Here is a 16077-nt window from a genome sequence, read left to right on the forward strand (position 1 = left end):
CAAAAAGTGCTACAATTACACCAATATGGGAGAATAATTTAATGGGAATAAAAAGTGACCTAGATGCTAACTTTGATTTTGAGATAGTAGATGAGTTCTTAGACCATTACTCAATGATGGTTGATAGCATGGAAATGATGATTCTCGACCTTTCAAAACCAAATATGCAAAGACGAAGTATAGACGAACTTTTTCGTGTTTTTCACAATATAAAATCTGCATCAGGTTATCTACAAATAGAGCCTATGACACGTTTAGCCACTCTCGTAGAGGATGAGCTAGAACAACTTAGAAATAATGATAAAGTAGTCAATGAGGAAACTATCACTTGGTTACTTGAGATTAGTGATATGTTTGCACGCTGGCATCAAGATTTTAAGATGGATGGAAAACTTTCAAAAGTACAATACTCCTTGTTAAAAATACCCGACACAGAAAAATAAATAACGGAACAAATAATTGAAAAAACTAGTAGCATTTATAACGTCTGGTTATCCAGAAAAATCATTTAGCGTAGATTTAGCCTTAGCTTTAGGCGAAAATGGAGTAGATACTCTTGAACTTGGTGTTCCTTTCTCAGACCCTGTAGCAGATGGACCATTGATTGAAAAAGCAAACCATAAAGCACTCGAGCTTGGATTTAAATTCCAACATCTATTAGAAATTTCTAAAGAAGTGGCACCTAAAATAGACACTCTTTGGATGGGATACTTTAACAGTTTTTATCAACAGAATATGGACGAACTTATTCCTCTTGCGAGCGAAATTGGTGTAAACGGTCTTATCATTCCTGATTTACCTCACGAAGAAGCATTAAAATACTCTCAGCTCTTTAGAAATAATACAATTGCAAATATTTCTTTTGTGGCACCAACTGATGGTGAAGAAAGAATCCAAGAAGTCGTTAGTGAAGCTCAAAAGTTTATTTATATGGTTGCGTATACTGGGATTACTGGTTCAGGAGTAAGTGAAGACTTACAACCATTTTTAAGCTCTATAAAAAAATATACACAAACACCAATTTATGTTGGTTTTGGAGTAAACCCTAAAACAGCAAGGGAAAAAGTAAAAGGTGCTGATGGAGTTATTGTAGGAAGCGCTTTTGTTGATGTTTTACTTAAAGAAAATCTAAATTACTCTCAGAAAATTGCACAATGTTCAGAACTTGCAAAAATTATTAAAAATGAAATTAACCTTTAGTTACGGACTAAAGGCTTTTTTCAATCGAAAACCCTTCATAAATCTCTAAAAGTAATTTAAAATCATTTTCGAATGTTTCTACAGAGACGTCAACATTTTCATTTATTTCTTTTTGAGTATCCAAAGGTGACTATACCAATGCCACTTTCCACTATAGTCTTGCGCAGTACACGTATAGCGATCACGTACACCCTGAAGTGGTGAAGTAGCCTCAGCTTCAAACTCTACATCTGAAATCCATTCTATCTTAATTGCTTTACCATTGGATGTATAACAACCTAAACTTTTCATAGAATTTTTTAGTTTAATTTTTAATCTTGGTGGGTTCATTACTACAACTGGATCCCAAGGTTGTGCAGACTCTACTTCAAGTGCTAAAGTCTGTAACTTTAATGTAAATCCATCCATATCTGCGAATGCTTCGCTCATGGCATATCGAGGAACTCTACGTAAATCACTATCGTAACTTAGAACCCCAGAGGTCTGTGCTACTCCAATGTATCCTAAACGCTGGATAAAGTCTGCACTCTCTTGTGTGTATTCGCCAAATGGATAAGAGAGAACCTTAGGTTTTTCATTTGTTGTCTGTCCTAACTCTCTGTGCAAGATTCTTTGAGCATCTTCTATCTCTCTTTTTATTCTTTTTTGCCACTCCACTTTTCGTTCATTTTTTTTAGGTGTAAGATAATCATGTGTACTAGAATGGTTTGCGAACTCTGCACCATATAGCTTCATTTCTTTCATATGCTCCCAAGTCATATAATTGACCGAGTTATGTCCTATGGGATTGGTATTTACAAAAACCGTAAAAGGGAAGTTTCTTTTTTTCAACATCGGGTATGCGTGCGTATAAGTACTAATATATGCATCATCAATAGTTATACCTACTGTTTTTGAAGGTAAGCCTCTTCTATTTTTTACATATCTAAGGATCTTGGATAGTGGCCATACATTGTAATGATGCGCTTCTAAGTAATCTAACTGCTTTTTAAATTGTTCAAGTTTTATATTTGTAGATGGATACTTACTTTTTCCAAAATGGTGGTACATGAACACAACTGCACTACTTACTCTATCCTCTTCATTTGCATAAAGGGTAGCTGTAAAAAATATTAAAATAGAGCTCAACATAAAAATATATTTCATACTGTTTTAGCTACTTTTTCATTCTACGTTTGTAGCTTGCTGGATTCATATACTTTCCACTTGTATCAGCAGTACCTGAATCCTCTTCCTTCACTATAGTATTTACTTTTGGTTGGTAGCGTGTAGTTTTTGGTGGCTTTTTTGTCTCGGTATTACTTTGAATATCTGAGATAAGCCCCTCTTTTAAATTATCTAATATAGCTAAAACAAGTGTAATATTTTTATCTTCCACTAAAAGTTTTATTTCATTCATTACTTTCCTTTTTTTACACTCGTTAGAACTTAGCTCGATATCGGTAGTTACTATTATTTCTACGTGATAGTCATCATGACAAATTTACTGTGAGACTAAGAGCCAGAGTAACAAATATTACTTTGATTAATGTCTTCATCAGCTATCGCATATTATTAAAATTCTTTTGATATTTTAATATAATTTTATTTTTTTTAGGGAGTATTTTAGTAAGAGTTACCAAAATACAGTTAATTTTCAATGTCTATCACGATGATTTAAACTATATCTCATCCTAAAAACTATTCTCTGCAGCAGTTTTAATTACTTTTAGATTCCCAATATTTACTAAATTTACATGTATAATATATTGAAGCTTCTTTTCTAGACATCTTAGCCGGTGTACTCATTGCGGGTCTAGTTGCAATCCATACACCATTTTTTAATGTCATACTTTCTTTTAGAAGGTAATTGTATTCACCATATGTCATATTAGTTCCTATAAAAGTTTCCAGCCATACATGCTGGTATTGAAATGGTATAGATAGAAAGTGAATTATGAAAAAACCTAACAAAAATCTGTTACTGTTAATTCGAGTAGATCTAGGCTTTATATGTAGTTATTGTGTTTTTAAAGGATTATAAAAACGAAGTCAAATACAGATCAAGTATTATGATATTGGATTCAGTATATCGTAATAATAGTTTATTATTAAAAAAAAATATAGTTTTTATAAGTTTAAGTAAATTAAATCAATGCCGTGAGTCTCATTAATTTAATATTGCGTCTAGGCTTGAGAGGATTGCGCCTTTCTTATAGAGATAAGAATTTTTTTGTTGTTTCGATATTAAGTCCAGCTTTAGAACAAGCTATTTCAATATTTTCTTGATTATCTAATAATCTTAAAAATACTTTGACTTTTTCTGTCTGTTTTATGTTTGTAATTGACATTTATTTCCTTTTGTTTTTAATTTTCATTAAATCATTTAACAATAGGTGGATAACAAGTTGAGTGGTTCTAAAAGGTGTTTAATGTGGCTTATTGATACGAAGATATAAGTCGAGTTAAATTTGTTTAAAATATGTTGTTATAAAGCCTATAAATAAAGGATTTAGTATTTGGTTGCGGAAACAGGATTTGAACCTGTGACCTTCGGGTTATGAGCCCGACGAGCTACCGAACTGCTCTATTCCGCGATATTTGTTATGTAAATTATATTTTAAAAATATAATTAGTAAATTGGTTGCGGAAACAGGATTTGAACCTGTGACCTTCGGGTTATGAGCCCGACGAGCTACCGAACTGCTCTATTCCGCGACATTTCTAAGATTAATTCAAGATTTTCAAAGTGAAGTAAAATTGTTGTAGTTTAATGGTGCGCCCGACACGATTCGAACGTGTGACCGCTGGTACCGCAAACCAGTGCTCTATCCAGCTGAGCTACGAGCGCACACCATCTCTGTTTTGAGAGAATGAAATTATAGCACTTTTAGCTTATAGGATTATAAAATGTCTATCTTTTTTATAATTTCTTCTACTTTTTTCTCTTGCATATATAATTCATGGTTTTTTCTCACGTACGCTTGAAGTAATAGTTTTAAGTCATTGTTTCCTTCAATATTGAAGTCTTTTGCCATATTATGTTCTAAAAACTGAGCAAATCCTTCTTCAACATCAACATCAAAACGGCGACCACCTATGTGTAAACCTATTTTTTTAGTCATATAAGCTTAGCCTAAAATACTTTCTATTTTATTTACGATCTCTTCGATTTCTAAATCTTTCATCGTATTAGCATCTGATAATTTTTCTATCTCTTGATCTTTAATCTCTTTTTCTGCTTTTAATGTGATAAGTTCATTCCGAATCATCTCATTTTCACTTTTTAAAGAATTGTACTGTTGTAGTACTTGAGATACTTTTTCATTTAATATTTCTAAATTGTCCATCTAATTTCCTATATTTTATGTTGGGAGGACAATTTTAGCACAATAAGTTTAAAAACTATACTTAATCATTGCCTCAACTGCACTTGTCTTAGAAGTTGTCCCTTTATAGTTGTATTCATAATATAGCCACTCAATTCCAATAAACAGCTTCTCTTTCATAGTAATAAATTTTATAGTTACTACTTGGGACTATGGCGTTACGCCATATTCATACCACCATTTACTTTTAATGTTTCACCAGTAATGTAGCTTGCATGGTCTGAGAGTAAAAAAGCTGTCGCTTCTGCAACTTCACTTGCTGATCCCATTCTCTTCATCGGAATTTTGGCATTAATCTCATCTTTAATTTCATCTGCTAATACTTCTGTCATCTCAGTAGAAATAAAACCAGGAGTTACAGAGTTGAAACGGATACCACTTGTTGCAGCTTCTATTGCAAAACTTTTTGTCATTGCAATTACTCCACCTTTAGATGCAGCATAGTTAGTTTGTCCAGCATTACCAGTTTCACCAATGATTGAAGATATATTTACAACTGAACCAAACTTTTTCTTTCTCATCGCTTTCATAGACTCACGGCAACCTACAAAAGTAGCTGTAAGATTTGCATTGATAACTGACATAAAATCTTCTGTTTTCATACGAAGAGCAAGTTTATCATTTGTGATTCCAGCATTATTTACAAGATATGATAATTCACCATCAGAATCTACAATAGTTTTGATTGCATCTACAAAAGCAGCTTCATCACTAACGTCAAAGCCAATTACTGCAGCTTTTCCACCTGCCGCTTCAATTGCATCTTTTACAGCGTCAGCTTCTACTGCTCCACTTCTGTAATGAACCCATACCTTAAGACCAAAACCAGCTAAAGTTTTTGCAATCTCTGCACCAATACCACGACTTGAACCTGTAACTAAGACGTTATTTCCTGAAAATTTCATTTATTATCCTTAAATTATTTTTGATTATTATACTAAACTATGATCCATCTCAGATGGTATCTCTATATCCATAAGTTTTAAAACTGTTGGTGCGATGTTGTTTAAAGCACCCGCTTCTACTTTGCTAACTCCATCAGCCATCACAAAACACCATACTTTACCAACTGTATGATTTGTAAGAGTATTCCCCTCATCATCTTTCATCTCTTCACAATTTCCATGATCTGAGGTAAGAACCAGAGCATAGTCATTATCTTTTGCACTTTTCACAATCTTACCTAGTTGTTCATCCACCGTAGTTACTGCGATTTTAGCAGCTTCTTCATCTCCAGTATGACCAACCATATCACCATTGGCAAAATTAACAACTATAAAGTCGTAACTCTCATCCATCGCTTTTAAAACAGCTTGTCCAACTTCATTTGCACTCATTTCTGGCTTCATATCATATGTTTTAACATCTGGAGAAGGTATAAGTACCCGTGTCTCATTTTCATATGGCTCATCTATGCCACCATTTAAGAAGAATGTAACATGCGCGTACTTTTCAGTTTCTGCTGTATGAAGTTGTCTTAAGCCTTTACTAGCAATAACCTCAGCTAAAGTATTTTTAGGTACATCTTTTCTAAAAAGAACTGGATATTCAAAGCTCCTATCATATTCAGTGATAGTTGCTAAGTTTACTCCAATATGACGCTTAGCAAAACCATTAAACTCAGAACTTCCTAGAGCCGATACCATCTCTCTCATTCGATCACTTCTAAAATTGATTGTTAAGATGCTGTCCCCATCTTTGACACCATCATAACCTTCAAAAGCAGTTGGTTCTACAAACTCATCAGTTTCACCCATAGAGTAAGAATGTCCAATATAACCTTGGGGTAGCCAGTCTGTTTTCGGTTTTGCATCTACAATTGCTTCATATCCACGCTGTACTCTCTCCCATCTGTTATCTCTATCCATAGAATAAAAACGTCCCGATATCGTAGCAATAGACATGTTTTCATCAAGTTCATTTTCAACTATTTTAATGTACTTTCCAGCAGACGTTGGTGAAACATCACGTCCATCAGTAATGAGGTGAAGGAAAACTTTTTTTCCATTTTTTGAGGCTATTTTTGCAAGTCCCATAAAATGATCTATATGAGAGTGAACCCCGCCATCACTTAAAAGTCCAATAAGGTGAAGTCTATCTGACTTAGCCATTAGTACTTGTAACTCTTCATTATCTTCTAAGGTATTCTCAGAGAGTGCTAGAGATATTTTTACCAAGTCTTGGTATAAAACTCTTCCACTTCCTATGCTCATATGCCCAACTTCTGAATTTCCCATCTGTCCCTCTGGTAAGCCAACACTCAAACCAGAAGTGTCAATCAAAGAATGAGGAGCTTCCTTAAAGAGCTTATCGTATGTTGGTTTTTGTGCATTAAAAAAAGCATTGTGCTCAGTTTTAGGACTATAACCAATCCCGTCTGTAATGACTAAAATCGCCTTTTTACTCACTGGATATTCCTTTGTTAATAAAGATTTTAAAGATTATACTATAATGTCATAAATATATAAATAGGACAAGATTTGCTTTACTGGCTTCACCAAAATTTCGATATTAACATTCTAGGTTACATTACTATCCGTGCTGGTGTAGCATTTTTCATAGCCCTGCTGTTTACCCTTTTACTTATGCCAAAGTTTATTAAATGGGCTCAAAAAACATCTAGCGTGCAACCTATCAATAAATGGGCACCAGATAGACATAAGGAAAAAGCATCTACCCCTACAATGGGTGGAATTGTATTTATCTTAGCAACTATTTTAGCTTCACTTATTACTATAAAATTCTCAAATGTTTATGCAATTGGGGCAATAATCACTCTTGTACTTTTTGCTTTAATAGGTTTTCAAGATGACTATGCGAAGATTAGAAAAAATGAAAACCTAGCTGGCTTAAAAGCGAGAACAAAACTAATATTTCAAATTATATCTGCACTTATTATTGCTTGTTACCTTTGTTACTTTGCTGACTTTAACACTGATCTTTACGTACCATTTTTCAAATCTCCCGTCATTGATATGGGAATATTTTCTGTACTACTTTGGGTTCTCGTTATCATTGCGACTTCAAATGCAGTTAACCTAACTGATGGACTTGATGGACTGGCGACTGTTCCTTCTATCGCAGCTCTGGGCTCTTTTGTTATAATTATCTATATCACAGGTCATTCAAATTTTAGTACTTATCTTTTAATGCCAAACTTTGATGTTGGTGAAGTAGCTATCGTAGCTGCAGCTCTTATGGGTGCACTTACAGGTTTTCTTTGGTACAACTGTCATCCTGCCGAAGTTTTTATGGGGGACAGTGGTTCTCTTACCATAGGTGCTTTTTTAGGCTACCTAGCAATCATCTCTAAAAGTGAAATTTTACTTCTTCTCATTGGTTCCATTTTTGTAATCGAGACTTTATCAGTTATCTTACAAGTTGGTTCTTTTAAACTCCGTAAAAAAAGAGTTTTCTTAATGGCACCAATTCACCATCATTTTGAGATGAAAAACTGGGCCGAAAATAAAATCATAGTTCGTTTCTGGATTATCGCAATTCTTTCAAACATCATAGCTCTTATCTCACTTAAAATCAGATAGATGCAAAGAGTTTCTTTATTTGGTTATGGCGGCACAACGAAGGCTATTGCCAAACATATCCCTCATGCAGTATTTTATGATGATAAATGTACGCAGGTCTATAAAGATGAAAATGGATTTACAGTAAAACCATCTTCTGATTTTCATCCTGAGAACTCTGATTTAGAGATTCCATCACCTGGCATTCCACCATCTAACCCTCTTATAAGTAAAGCAAAAAACCTCATAAGTGAATATGATTACTTTGCAGATACGATGCCTTTAAATATTTGGATTAGTGGAACAAACGGAAAAACAACTACTACGCAAATGATGCAACATCTTTTAAAAGAAAAAGGTTCTCTTGCTGGTGGAAACATTGGTACAGCTCTTGGGGAGCTAGATAGCAATGCAAAGATTTGGATTCTTGAAACAAGTTCCTTTACAATCCACTATACAAATATAGCCGCACCAAATATTTACGTACTCCTTCCAATTAATCCAGACCATTTATCATGGCATGGAAGTATGCAAGAGTATGTTCACGCTAAACTCAAGCCTCTAGACACAATGAAAGATGGTGGAGTAGCGATTATTCCTGATGCTTATAAGGACTATAAAACAGAGGCGAAGGTTATTTCTTATTCAAATGAAGAAGACCTAGCCGCAAACTTTAATATAGACACGACAAAAGTAAAGTTTAAAGGTGCCTTTTTAGCTGATGCACTTTTAGCTATGGCAGTTGAAAAAATACTTTTTGATAAAATAGACTATGAGAAGATAAATTCTTTTGAATTAGATCCCCATAGACAAGAAGAGTTAAAAGATTCTAAAAATAGACTTTGGGTAAATGATACAAAAGCTACAAACATTGATGCAACTATCGCAGCACTCAATCGATACAAAGACAGTAATATACATCTGATACTTGGTGGCGATGACAAGGGCGTAGAATTGAATGAACTGTTTGAGTATTTAGTAAGTATTGATGTCAAAATTTACACTATTGGTTCAAACAAAGAAAAACTTACACAACTAGCATGTGAATACTCTATAAACGCAGACCTATGTCTCAATCTCGCAGATGCAATCTCAAAGATAGATACAAACCTTGAACTCGGTGAAGTAGCTCTTCTTTCCCCTGCTGCATCAAGTTTGGATGAATTTACTTCTTATGCACAACGAGGCAATGAATTTAAAAAGGCAGTAACACAATTATCATGATAAACATAGCAGTATTAGCCTCACATAATGGCAGCGGACTTGACACTTTACTTAAGGCTTGTGAAGATAAGATTTTAAATCTCAATATCAAGCTTGTAATTACAAATAACACGAATGCACCTGTTTTAGAAAAAGCAAAAGCATACAATATACAAAGTTTTCTCGTAAACTCAAAAACTAATTCACATCCAGATGATACAATTCATCAAATACTCCAAGAAAACAACTGTCAGTACGTGATACTCGCTGGTTACATGAAAAAAATCTCTATCAAAATAACAAATGATTTTAAAGTAATAAATACCCACCCTGCACTTTTACCAAAATATGGAGGGGAGGGAATGTACGGAAGATTTGTACATGAAGCAGTTATAAATAATAATGAAGTAATCAGCGGAGTAACAATTCACGAGGTAAATGAAGAGTATGATGAAGGAAAGATAATTCTACAAAAAGAGCTTACTTTAATAAGCGGTGAAACTTCTGAGACATTAGAAGGAAAAATTAAAGCACTCGAAAAAATTGCACTAGTAGAAGCCTTAGCTAAATGTTTGAAGTAACAGACCTTATAGGCATGATAGCATTTGCTATGAGTGGATTCTTTGTAGCTGCGAAAAGTAAGCTCGATCTTCTTGGTGCCCTTATATCTACCTTTTTAACTGCTCTAGGCGGTGGAATTATGAGAGATATTGCTTTAGATAGAACACCCTACACATTTAGTCATCATTACCCTGGTATAGTTGTTTTATCTGTTTTTATACTCATGATACTTTTTAAACTTCACCGTCGAGAGAGTATTGAAAATAAGCCTTCTTTTATATTAAGTGATTCTATTGGTCTTATTTCATTTAGTATCTCCGGTGCCCTTATTGCGATAGAAGGAAGCTTTAACCTAACTGGTGTAATTGCTATGACATTCTTAACCGCTGTTGGGGGAGGTATTATGAGGGATATCATCATTAATGAAGTCCCCTTTGTTCTTAAAACAGGCTTTTATGGAACTGTAGCTATCATGATTGCAGTGGTTTTATACTTTTTAGACATGTATAATTTAATCTCTGTTTATACAATATCAGGTCTATTTTTATCTTCTTTACTTCTTAGACTTTTAGCCTATAAACATCACTGGGCCATACCACTTCGGTAAATTTACAAGAATAAGCTTACTTTCAGTAGAGGAGAGGTATAATTTCGGTCTTTAAAAGATGGCCAATTAGCTCAGTCGGTAGAGCAACTGACTGAAAATCAGTGTGTCCTTGGTTCGATTCCGAGATTGGCCACCACCTTTTAAAGACCTTACAATAATAAGCGTGGCCAATTAGCTCAGTCGGTAGAGCAACTGACTGAAAATCAGTGTGTCCTTGGTTCGATTCCGAGATTGGCCACCACTTCTTTTAAAATCTACTTAAAACTATCATGTGTCAAAAAATCTACTAATTGTTCTTTAGAGAGCGGCTTTGAGTAATAGTAGCCTTGAAATATATCACATCCAACTTTTTTTAATTCTTCTACTTGACCTAAACTTTCAACCCCTTCTGCAAGAGTTTTCATGTTAAAGGTTTTTCCCATATTTATAATAGTTTGAACAAGTGCTTTTTCACTATCGTCGTATAAAATATTATCTATAAAACTTTTATCTATTTTAAGCTCATTTATGGGTAAATCTCTTAAGATACTTAAAGATGAGTAACCTGTACCAAAATCATCTAATGATAGCTTTATACCCTCTTTTCGTATGGCATGTAACAGTGGTAAAACTTCATCTAAATCTTCTATAGATAAACTCTCCGTAATTTCCAAAGTTAAATATGATTTATCAAATTTTTCACTTTCAACTATTTCTAGAAAATTTTCTAAAAAATCTGATTCTACCAGCTGAACTACAGAAATATTTATTGACAAGTTAAATGATATGCCTTGGAGCGATTGGATTGATTTAATATCTCTCAAAGAAGTAATTAAAATAAATTCTCCCAACTCTTTCATGAGCCCGGTCTCTTCAGCCACAGATATAAACTTATCCGGTCCTATATTTCCAAGTTTTATATTTTCCCATCTTATAAGTGCCTCCACTCCACACAAACTACCCTTTGCATTTATTTGTGGTTGATAGACCATCCAAAGTTCATCTTGTTCTATTGCACCTCTAAGCTCATGTTCTATATCTGTTTTTATAGCACGATAAGAACGCATTTTCTCCGAGAATAAGCAGTATGAATTTTTTCGTTTTTTAGCCTCATACATTGCGGTATCTGCTAAACTTAATAACTCTTCGATATCCGAAGCATCTGCTGGATACTGAGAAGCTCCAACACTCATACCAATTCTAAACTCTTTTGTATCTATATGATAAATTTTGGATATTATGGTGATTAGATTATTCATCTGTTTCTCCACATATATTTCATCTACCTCGTCCATAAGTACAATAAACTCATCACCACCTTGTCTGATTAGCATATCATCTTTACTAAAGAACCCTTTTAGTCTTTGTGCGACCTCTACTAATATCTTATCCCCAACTGTATGCCCAAACTTATCATTAATATTTTTAAAATTATCTAAATCAAGATAAAGGACATGATATTTATCTTTATGCCTGCTTTTCCAAGTAGATATATTTTCATACATATAAATTCTATTTGGAAGATTAGTTAAACTATCATGTTGCGCTTGAAAAATGAGCTCTTTATTCTTCCTCTGTTCATTTGTTGCAATATTTTTGGATAATATAAATATTAATATAAATATTACTACGAATGGTGCTGTATAAACTACTAATATACTATAAAACTCATGCCATATATCGAGCTTATTACCCTGAACTAATATCCAAAGCTTATACTTTTCATCATATGTTATACCCGCGATCATTTGTTTTCCAAACGAGTCTATAGCCTCTACACTAAGAGTCTTTTCATTGGTTCTCAATTCTTCAAAGGAGTAATTATATTTTTTTTGAAGTTCTTTACCCACACTCATTGTTGATTCATCAGAAATAGGGATATTGTATATATCTTCATTAGAAATATTTTCAAAATTGCTATAGTACTGTCTATAAACCTTGTTACTCTTATCAAAGTCTTTTGTTATAACAACTGTTTTATTCTTTGATAATGTAAAAGTATCAAGATAACTACTATTTCTATTATTTTTAATACCAGCTATCACGACCCCTAAAATTTTTCCATTTTCATCACGAATAGCTTTTCTTAAAGGAATAATCCACTTTTGTATTCCTTGAAAGTAATACGTTCTTGCCACAACCATATTCTTACTTGTAAGTGAGCTTTTAAAATCATAATTTGTAACTTCATCAGTGAGGAGATTTTTTTTATTGTTAATGTTAACCTTAGAGTTCGAGATAAGGATATTACCATTTACATCAGCAAGTCCAAAACTTACAAGGTTTGGGTTTTGTTTTAACAAATCATCTAAAATATGTTCTGTTTTCTTTGTATCCTTATAACTATCATCATGAAAGAGCTGTTTTCCAACAATATCAAGTATCATATCTTTTTGCAAAAAATCAGCGTTTACAGACCCAGATAAAATTTCTGTATAGTGTTTTATTTGAGTGTGGTATCTAATATTTATATCGTTAAAGCTGACATATAAAAGAGATATAAGTAAAGATAAACCTCCGAAAAATATCAGGCAAAACAATTTCCATATATTATTTTTTATTATCATTCTTTGATTATACCCAAGTTTAAACTTAATTAGAATCAAGCTGAAACGTTAAGTGTGCCTCTTTATAATTTAAAGATACAAGGTTTAAAGCATTCATCTATCTATGCTCTTTTCAAGGAATGCGCAAACGTTTGAAGACTAAATTAATGGATTATCTTAATAGAGATTCAACATCTATCTCTTTTTGAAGTAACTTTCTTTCAATCATAACATTTTGAATTTTTACAATTGTTTTCTTTAAAGATTTATCTTGAAGCATTAGATTCGACTTTTCAAGTGTTGGGATACTAAGACCATCTAAAGAACTAATAAATTCATCATTAGTTTGATTGAGACGTTTTGCAATCAAACTAATAGCGGTATTATCTAAAGATATTATTTTTTGACTAGAGCGTTCCCATGCATGTAAAATATCTTCTACATAGATACTATCTGTAAACTCTTTTCTAACTACTAAGACATCAACTACTTCACCAGGAATTTCTTTACTTGTAAATATCTCTTTTGCATCTATTTTCAATAGCTCAGAACGTACTGGTTCAAAAGTTATTACGGCATCAACAACATTATCTCTAAACGCATTTGCGTGTTGGTTAACACCTAAGGGAACAAGTTGTACATCATCATATGTAAGGTTAGCCAACTCAAGCACTCTCGCCAAGATATAGGAACCTAGTGCAGAATTTTCAACACCAATACTCTTATCTTTCAATTGAGAAATTGAATTAATATACGGCTTTGAAAGTAATACATCAGCCCCTTCAGAAATATCTAAAACAGCAATGATTACAGGATCATAGCCCTGATCTTTTAATAATATCACTTCATCAAGAGTAAGCGCTGCTGCTTCTATCTCTTTTTTTCTAAATTTGTTGAGTACAATCGTTGCGGAATCATAAGTCAATATATCTATATTATTTTTATACTCATTTTGATCTTTTGCCAAATGTAATGCTTCATATCCTGGCCAAATATTTGTTCCTACTCGAAAAGTATCTACCTCTTCATCATTAGAACATCCGCTAAAGATAAATAGTACTAGCATTAAAGCGCTATATATTAATTTCATTATATTTCCTTGAGTACAATTTTATTTCTTCCTGTCTCTTTTGCTTCATAAAGTAGATCATCAACAGCTTTATAAATATCATCAATCGTACGTACTTTGGTGAAGTCATCAGCATATAAAATAACTACACCAAAAGAAGCAGTAACTACTTTAGATGGAACGTTTAACTTATGTTCAATTGCTAAGTCTTCAATATTTGCACGGGCTTGTTCTACTAAGTATTCAATTTCTTTTATATTTTTTGCATTGACTATAGCCCCAAATTCTTCTCCACCAAGACGAAACACAATATCTATAGAACGTTGAAAACTATCTTTTAATGATTGAGAGACATCTATAAGAACATTATCTCCCTCTTGGTGCCCATACATGTCGTTATACTTCTTAAAATGATCTATATCTAATAATACAAATGCAAATAGATTTTTATCTCTTTTTGCCCTATCGAGTTCAATTTGCGCTACATCATTAAAATATCTACGGTTGTATAGATTAGTCAAAGCATCTGTAATAGAAAGCATTTCAACTGTCTTTTTATCCGTAATATCCTGTCCAATAGCTGTGTAACCTATTTTATTTTTATCATTGTCGTATATAGGATATATAGTTGCATATACCCAGTAAAAGCTTCCATCTTTTCTCTTATTCTTTATTTCACCATGCCAAACTTTATCGTTTGAAATATATTCCCATAACTCTTTATAAGTATCGCTAGACATATCTTCATGTCTAACTATTCTATGGTTTTTTCCTAGCAACTCATTTTTTAGATAGCCATTTATCCTATTAAATGCTTTTGAACTAAATGTTATTTTTCCTGATAAATCAGTTGTCGAAGTAATAATATTTTCATCTATAAGGTGTAAATAGTTTTTAATATCACTCTCTTTCATCTTAATCTCAGTCATATCTTCTGCTATTCCCATATAACCATTTAACAATCCATTTTTATCTTTTAAAGCAGTTATCGATAATTTTACAACTATTTCTTTACCTTTAATATCAACGTATATCCATTCATCAGTATTTTTCAATCCACGTTTTGTTTTTTCTACAAATACATCAAATCCTGGTTTTATAATTTTATTGGGTTCTGTACTTAGTTCTTCTGCTCTTTGCACGACTTCAGCTTCTTTATGAAAAAGTGCAGGTGTATGTTTATTTATGATATCTTCACTTTTATACCCAAGTAAAGATTCAGCTTGCTTATTAAAAAGGGTAATAAAGCCCTCAGAAGTGGTCGTAATAATAGCATGTGCAGAATTGTCTACAATAGATTTGATAAACTGCTCATCTTTTTCAACTGTATTGAGTGCCTCTTGCATCTTTAGAATGGAGCTCAACGTTATGTTTTTATAGACAAAATAGAGTGTAGCCATAAATATTGTGGATAATATCAATATAAGAGAGATAAAAAAGTTTATAAAATATGCAAATTCATTTTCCATAACTTCGACAAGGGTGTCGGCAGTACGAAGTAAAGATTCATTTGTATAGTTAATAATTTTGAGTTTTTCAAGACTTTTATTGGACAAGAACTTTAATACATTACTTTCATATATATGCAATGAATTATCATATTGATAACGTGAACTATACAATATCTCATCGAGCTTTTTATTACCAATGTTTGTAATCACATCATGATTGAAGTTAAAAGTAATTAATTGTTCTTCTATCTGGAACTTTATTCTTTCATTAGATGGGTTATCATAATAATTATTACAAAGTAGTGCAATACGTTGACTTATCATTCTTTGTTTCCCAGCTATATTAATATTATGTGCTGTTGATTTTTCACTGTATATCAAGAATACAGTCGTGAGAAGCATGAGAGTAAAGACAATAAAAATAAATAGATATGAGTAATGGGTTTTTTGCTTAAGGCCATCAACCATAATAATTTCCTAGTATTAGATTTCATTATACTTTTTTTATTGTACTATGTTTGCCTAAAATTACCCATTTTCTTGATAGAAAAATATGTATAAATTCTATTATT

Annotated in this window: 17 protein-coding genes and 5 tRNA genes; 8 read left to right on the forward strand and 14 right to left on the reverse strand. The window is 32.7% G+C overall.

The window, feature by feature from the left end:
* The first annotated feature begins 41 nt into the window (after positions 1 to 41).
* Positions 42 to 443 (forward strand): Hpt domain-containing protein, encoded by a 402-nt coding sequence (locus tag ACI9TV_RS01585; protein WP_415249010.1) that lies wholly within the window; start codon positions 42 to 44, stop codon positions 441 to 443.
* A 16-nt stretch (positions 444 to 459) separates the two neighbouring features.
* Entirely contained in the window at positions 460 to 1200 is a 741-nt protein-coding gene (gene trpA / locus ACI9TV_RS01590) for a tryptophan synthase subunit alpha (RefSeq protein ID WP_415249011.1), read from the forward strand.
* 102 nt (positions 1201 to 1302) lie between these two features.
* On the opposite strand, the gene ACI9TV_RS01595 is transcribed toward trpA, so the two are convergent.
* The 11 genes from ACI9TV_RS01595 to gpmI form a co-directional block, all read right to left on the reverse strand.
* On the reverse strand, positions 1303 to 2346 hold the full coding sequence (locus ACI9TV_RS01595) for a polysaccharide deacetylase family protein (RefSeq protein ID WP_415249012.1): 1044 nt from the start codon (positions 2344 to 2346) through the stop codon (positions 1303 to 1305).
* A 10-nt stretch (positions 2347 to 2356) separates the two neighbouring features.
* A complete protein-coding gene (locus ACI9TV_RS01600) occupies positions 2357 to 2599 on the reverse strand; it encodes a hypothetical protein (RefSeq protein WP_415249013.1) in 243 nt (80 codons plus the stop codon).
* A 299-nt stretch (positions 2600 to 2898) separates the two neighbouring features.
* Complete coding sequence (locus ACI9TV_RS01605; protein ID WP_415249014.1) at positions 2899 to 3069, reverse strand: hypothetical protein; 171 nt, start codon at positions 3067 to 3069, stop codon at positions 2899 to 2901.
* Between the two features lie 323 nt (positions 3070 to 3392).
* On the reverse strand, positions 3393 to 3530 hold the full coding sequence (locus tag ACI9TV_RS01610) for a hypothetical protein (protein WP_415249015.1): 138 nt from the start codon (positions 3528 to 3530) through the stop codon (positions 3393 to 3395).
* A gap of 169 nt (positions 3531 to 3699) precedes the next feature.
* Positions 3700 to 3776, reverse strand: a tRNA-Met gene (locus ACI9TV_RS01615).
* Positions 3777 to 3820: 44 nt separating this feature from the next.
* Positions 3821 to 3897, reverse strand: a tRNA-Met gene (locus ACI9TV_RS01620).
* A gap of 56 nt (positions 3898 to 3953) precedes the next feature.
* Positions 3954 to 4030: transfer RNA gene (locus tag ACI9TV_RS01625), tRNA-Arg, on the reverse strand.
* A gap of 52 nt (positions 4031 to 4082) precedes the next feature.
* Positions 4083 to 4304 carry a hypothetical protein gene (locus tag ACI9TV_RS01630; RefSeq protein ID WP_415249016.1) on the reverse strand — a complete coding sequence of 74 codons (222 nt, stop codon included), beginning with the start codon at positions 4302 to 4304 and terminating at the stop codon, positions 4083 to 4085.
* A gap of 6 nt (positions 4305 to 4310) precedes the next feature.
* A complete protein-coding gene (locus tag ACI9TV_RS01635; protein ID WP_415249017.1) occupies positions 4311 to 4529 on the reverse strand; it encodes a hypothetical protein in 219 nt (72 codons plus the stop codon).
* 197 nt (positions 4530 to 4726) lie between these two features.
* Entirely contained in the window at positions 4727 to 5473 is a 747-nt protein-coding gene (gene fabG / locus ACI9TV_RS01640; RefSeq protein ID WP_415249018.1) for a 3-oxoacyl-ACP reductase FabG, read from the reverse strand.
* 27 nt (positions 5474 to 5500) lie between these two features.
* Positions 5501 to 6976, reverse strand: a complete 1476-nt coding sequence (gene gpmI, locus ACI9TV_RS01645) for a 2,3-bisphosphoglycerate-independent phosphoglycerate mutase (RefSeq protein WP_415249019.1) — start codon at positions 6974 to 6976, stop codon at positions 5501 to 5503.
* Between the two features lie 72 nt (positions 6977 to 7048).
* Between gpmI and mraY the strand changes: the two genes are divergently transcribed.
* The 6 genes from mraY to ACI9TV_RS01675 all read left to right on the forward strand — a co-directional run bounded on the left by mraY (position 7049) and on the right by ACI9TV_RS01675 (position 10701).
* Positions 7049 to 8110, forward strand: a complete 1062-nt coding sequence (mraY, locus tag ACI9TV_RS01650) for a phospho-N-acetylmuramoyl-pentapeptide-transferase (protein ID WP_415249020.1) — start codon at positions 7049 to 7051, stop codon at positions 8108 to 8110.
* Positions 8111 to 9313 (forward strand): UDP-N-acetylmuramoyl-L-alanine--D-glutamate ligase, encoded by a 1203-nt coding sequence (murD, locus tag ACI9TV_RS01655; protein ID WP_415249021.1) that lies wholly within the window; start codon positions 8111 to 8113, stop codon positions 9311 to 9313.
* The gene (locus ACI9TV_RS01660; RefSeq protein ID WP_415249022.1) at positions 9310 to 9873 is read left to right on the forward strand and encodes a phosphoribosylglycinamide formyltransferase; all 564 of its coding nucleotides are present in this window, start codon (positions 9310 to 9312) and stop codon (positions 9871 to 9873) included. Before murD ends, ACI9TV_RS01660 begins: the two co-directional genes overlap by 4 nt.
* Positions 9861 to 10460, forward strand: coding sequence for a trimeric intracellular cation channel family protein (locus tag ACI9TV_RS01665; protein ID WP_415249023.1), 600 nt, complete (start codon positions 9861 to 9863; stop codon positions 10458 to 10460). Before ACI9TV_RS01660 ends, ACI9TV_RS01665 begins: the two co-directional genes overlap by 13 nt.
* A 60-nt stretch (positions 10461 to 10520) precedes the next feature.
* A tRNA-Phe gene (locus tag ACI9TV_RS01670) sits at positions 10521 to 10596 on the forward strand.
* A gap of 29 nt (positions 10597 to 10625) precedes the next feature.
* Positions 10626 to 10701 (forward strand) — tRNA-Phe (locus ACI9TV_RS01675).
* A 13-nt stretch (positions 10702 to 10714) separates the two neighbouring features.
* Here the strand turns inward: ACI9TV_RS01675 and ACI9TV_RS01680 are convergent.
* The 3 genes from ACI9TV_RS01680 to ACI9TV_RS01690 form a co-directional block, all read right to left on the reverse strand.
* Positions 10715 to 13006 carry an EAL domain-containing protein gene (locus ACI9TV_RS01680; RefSeq protein ID WP_415249024.1) on the reverse strand — a complete coding sequence of 764 codons (2292 nt, stop codon included), beginning with the start codon at positions 13004 to 13006 and terminating at the stop codon, positions 10715 to 10717.
* Between the two features lie 151 nt (positions 13007 to 13157).
* Positions 13158 to 14075 carry an ABC transporter substrate-binding protein gene (locus tag ACI9TV_RS01685; RefSeq protein ID WP_415249025.1) on the reverse strand — a complete coding sequence of 306 codons (918 nt, stop codon included), beginning with the start codon at positions 14073 to 14075 and terminating at the stop codon, positions 13158 to 13160.
* Positions 14075 to 15973, reverse strand: coding sequence for a diguanylate cyclase (locus ACI9TV_RS01690; RefSeq protein ID WP_415249026.1), 1899 nt, complete (start codon positions 15971 to 15973; stop codon positions 14075 to 14077). The genes ACI9TV_RS01685 and ACI9TV_RS01690 overlap by 1 nt, the downstream gene beginning before the upstream one ends.
* Positions 15974 to 16077: the final 104 nt, after the last annotated feature.

This window comes from Sulfurimonas sp. (assembly GCF_047622445.1).
Taxonomy (GTDB): domain Bacteria; phylum Campylobacterota; class Campylobacteria; order Campylobacterales; family Sulfurimonadaceae; genus Sulfurimonas.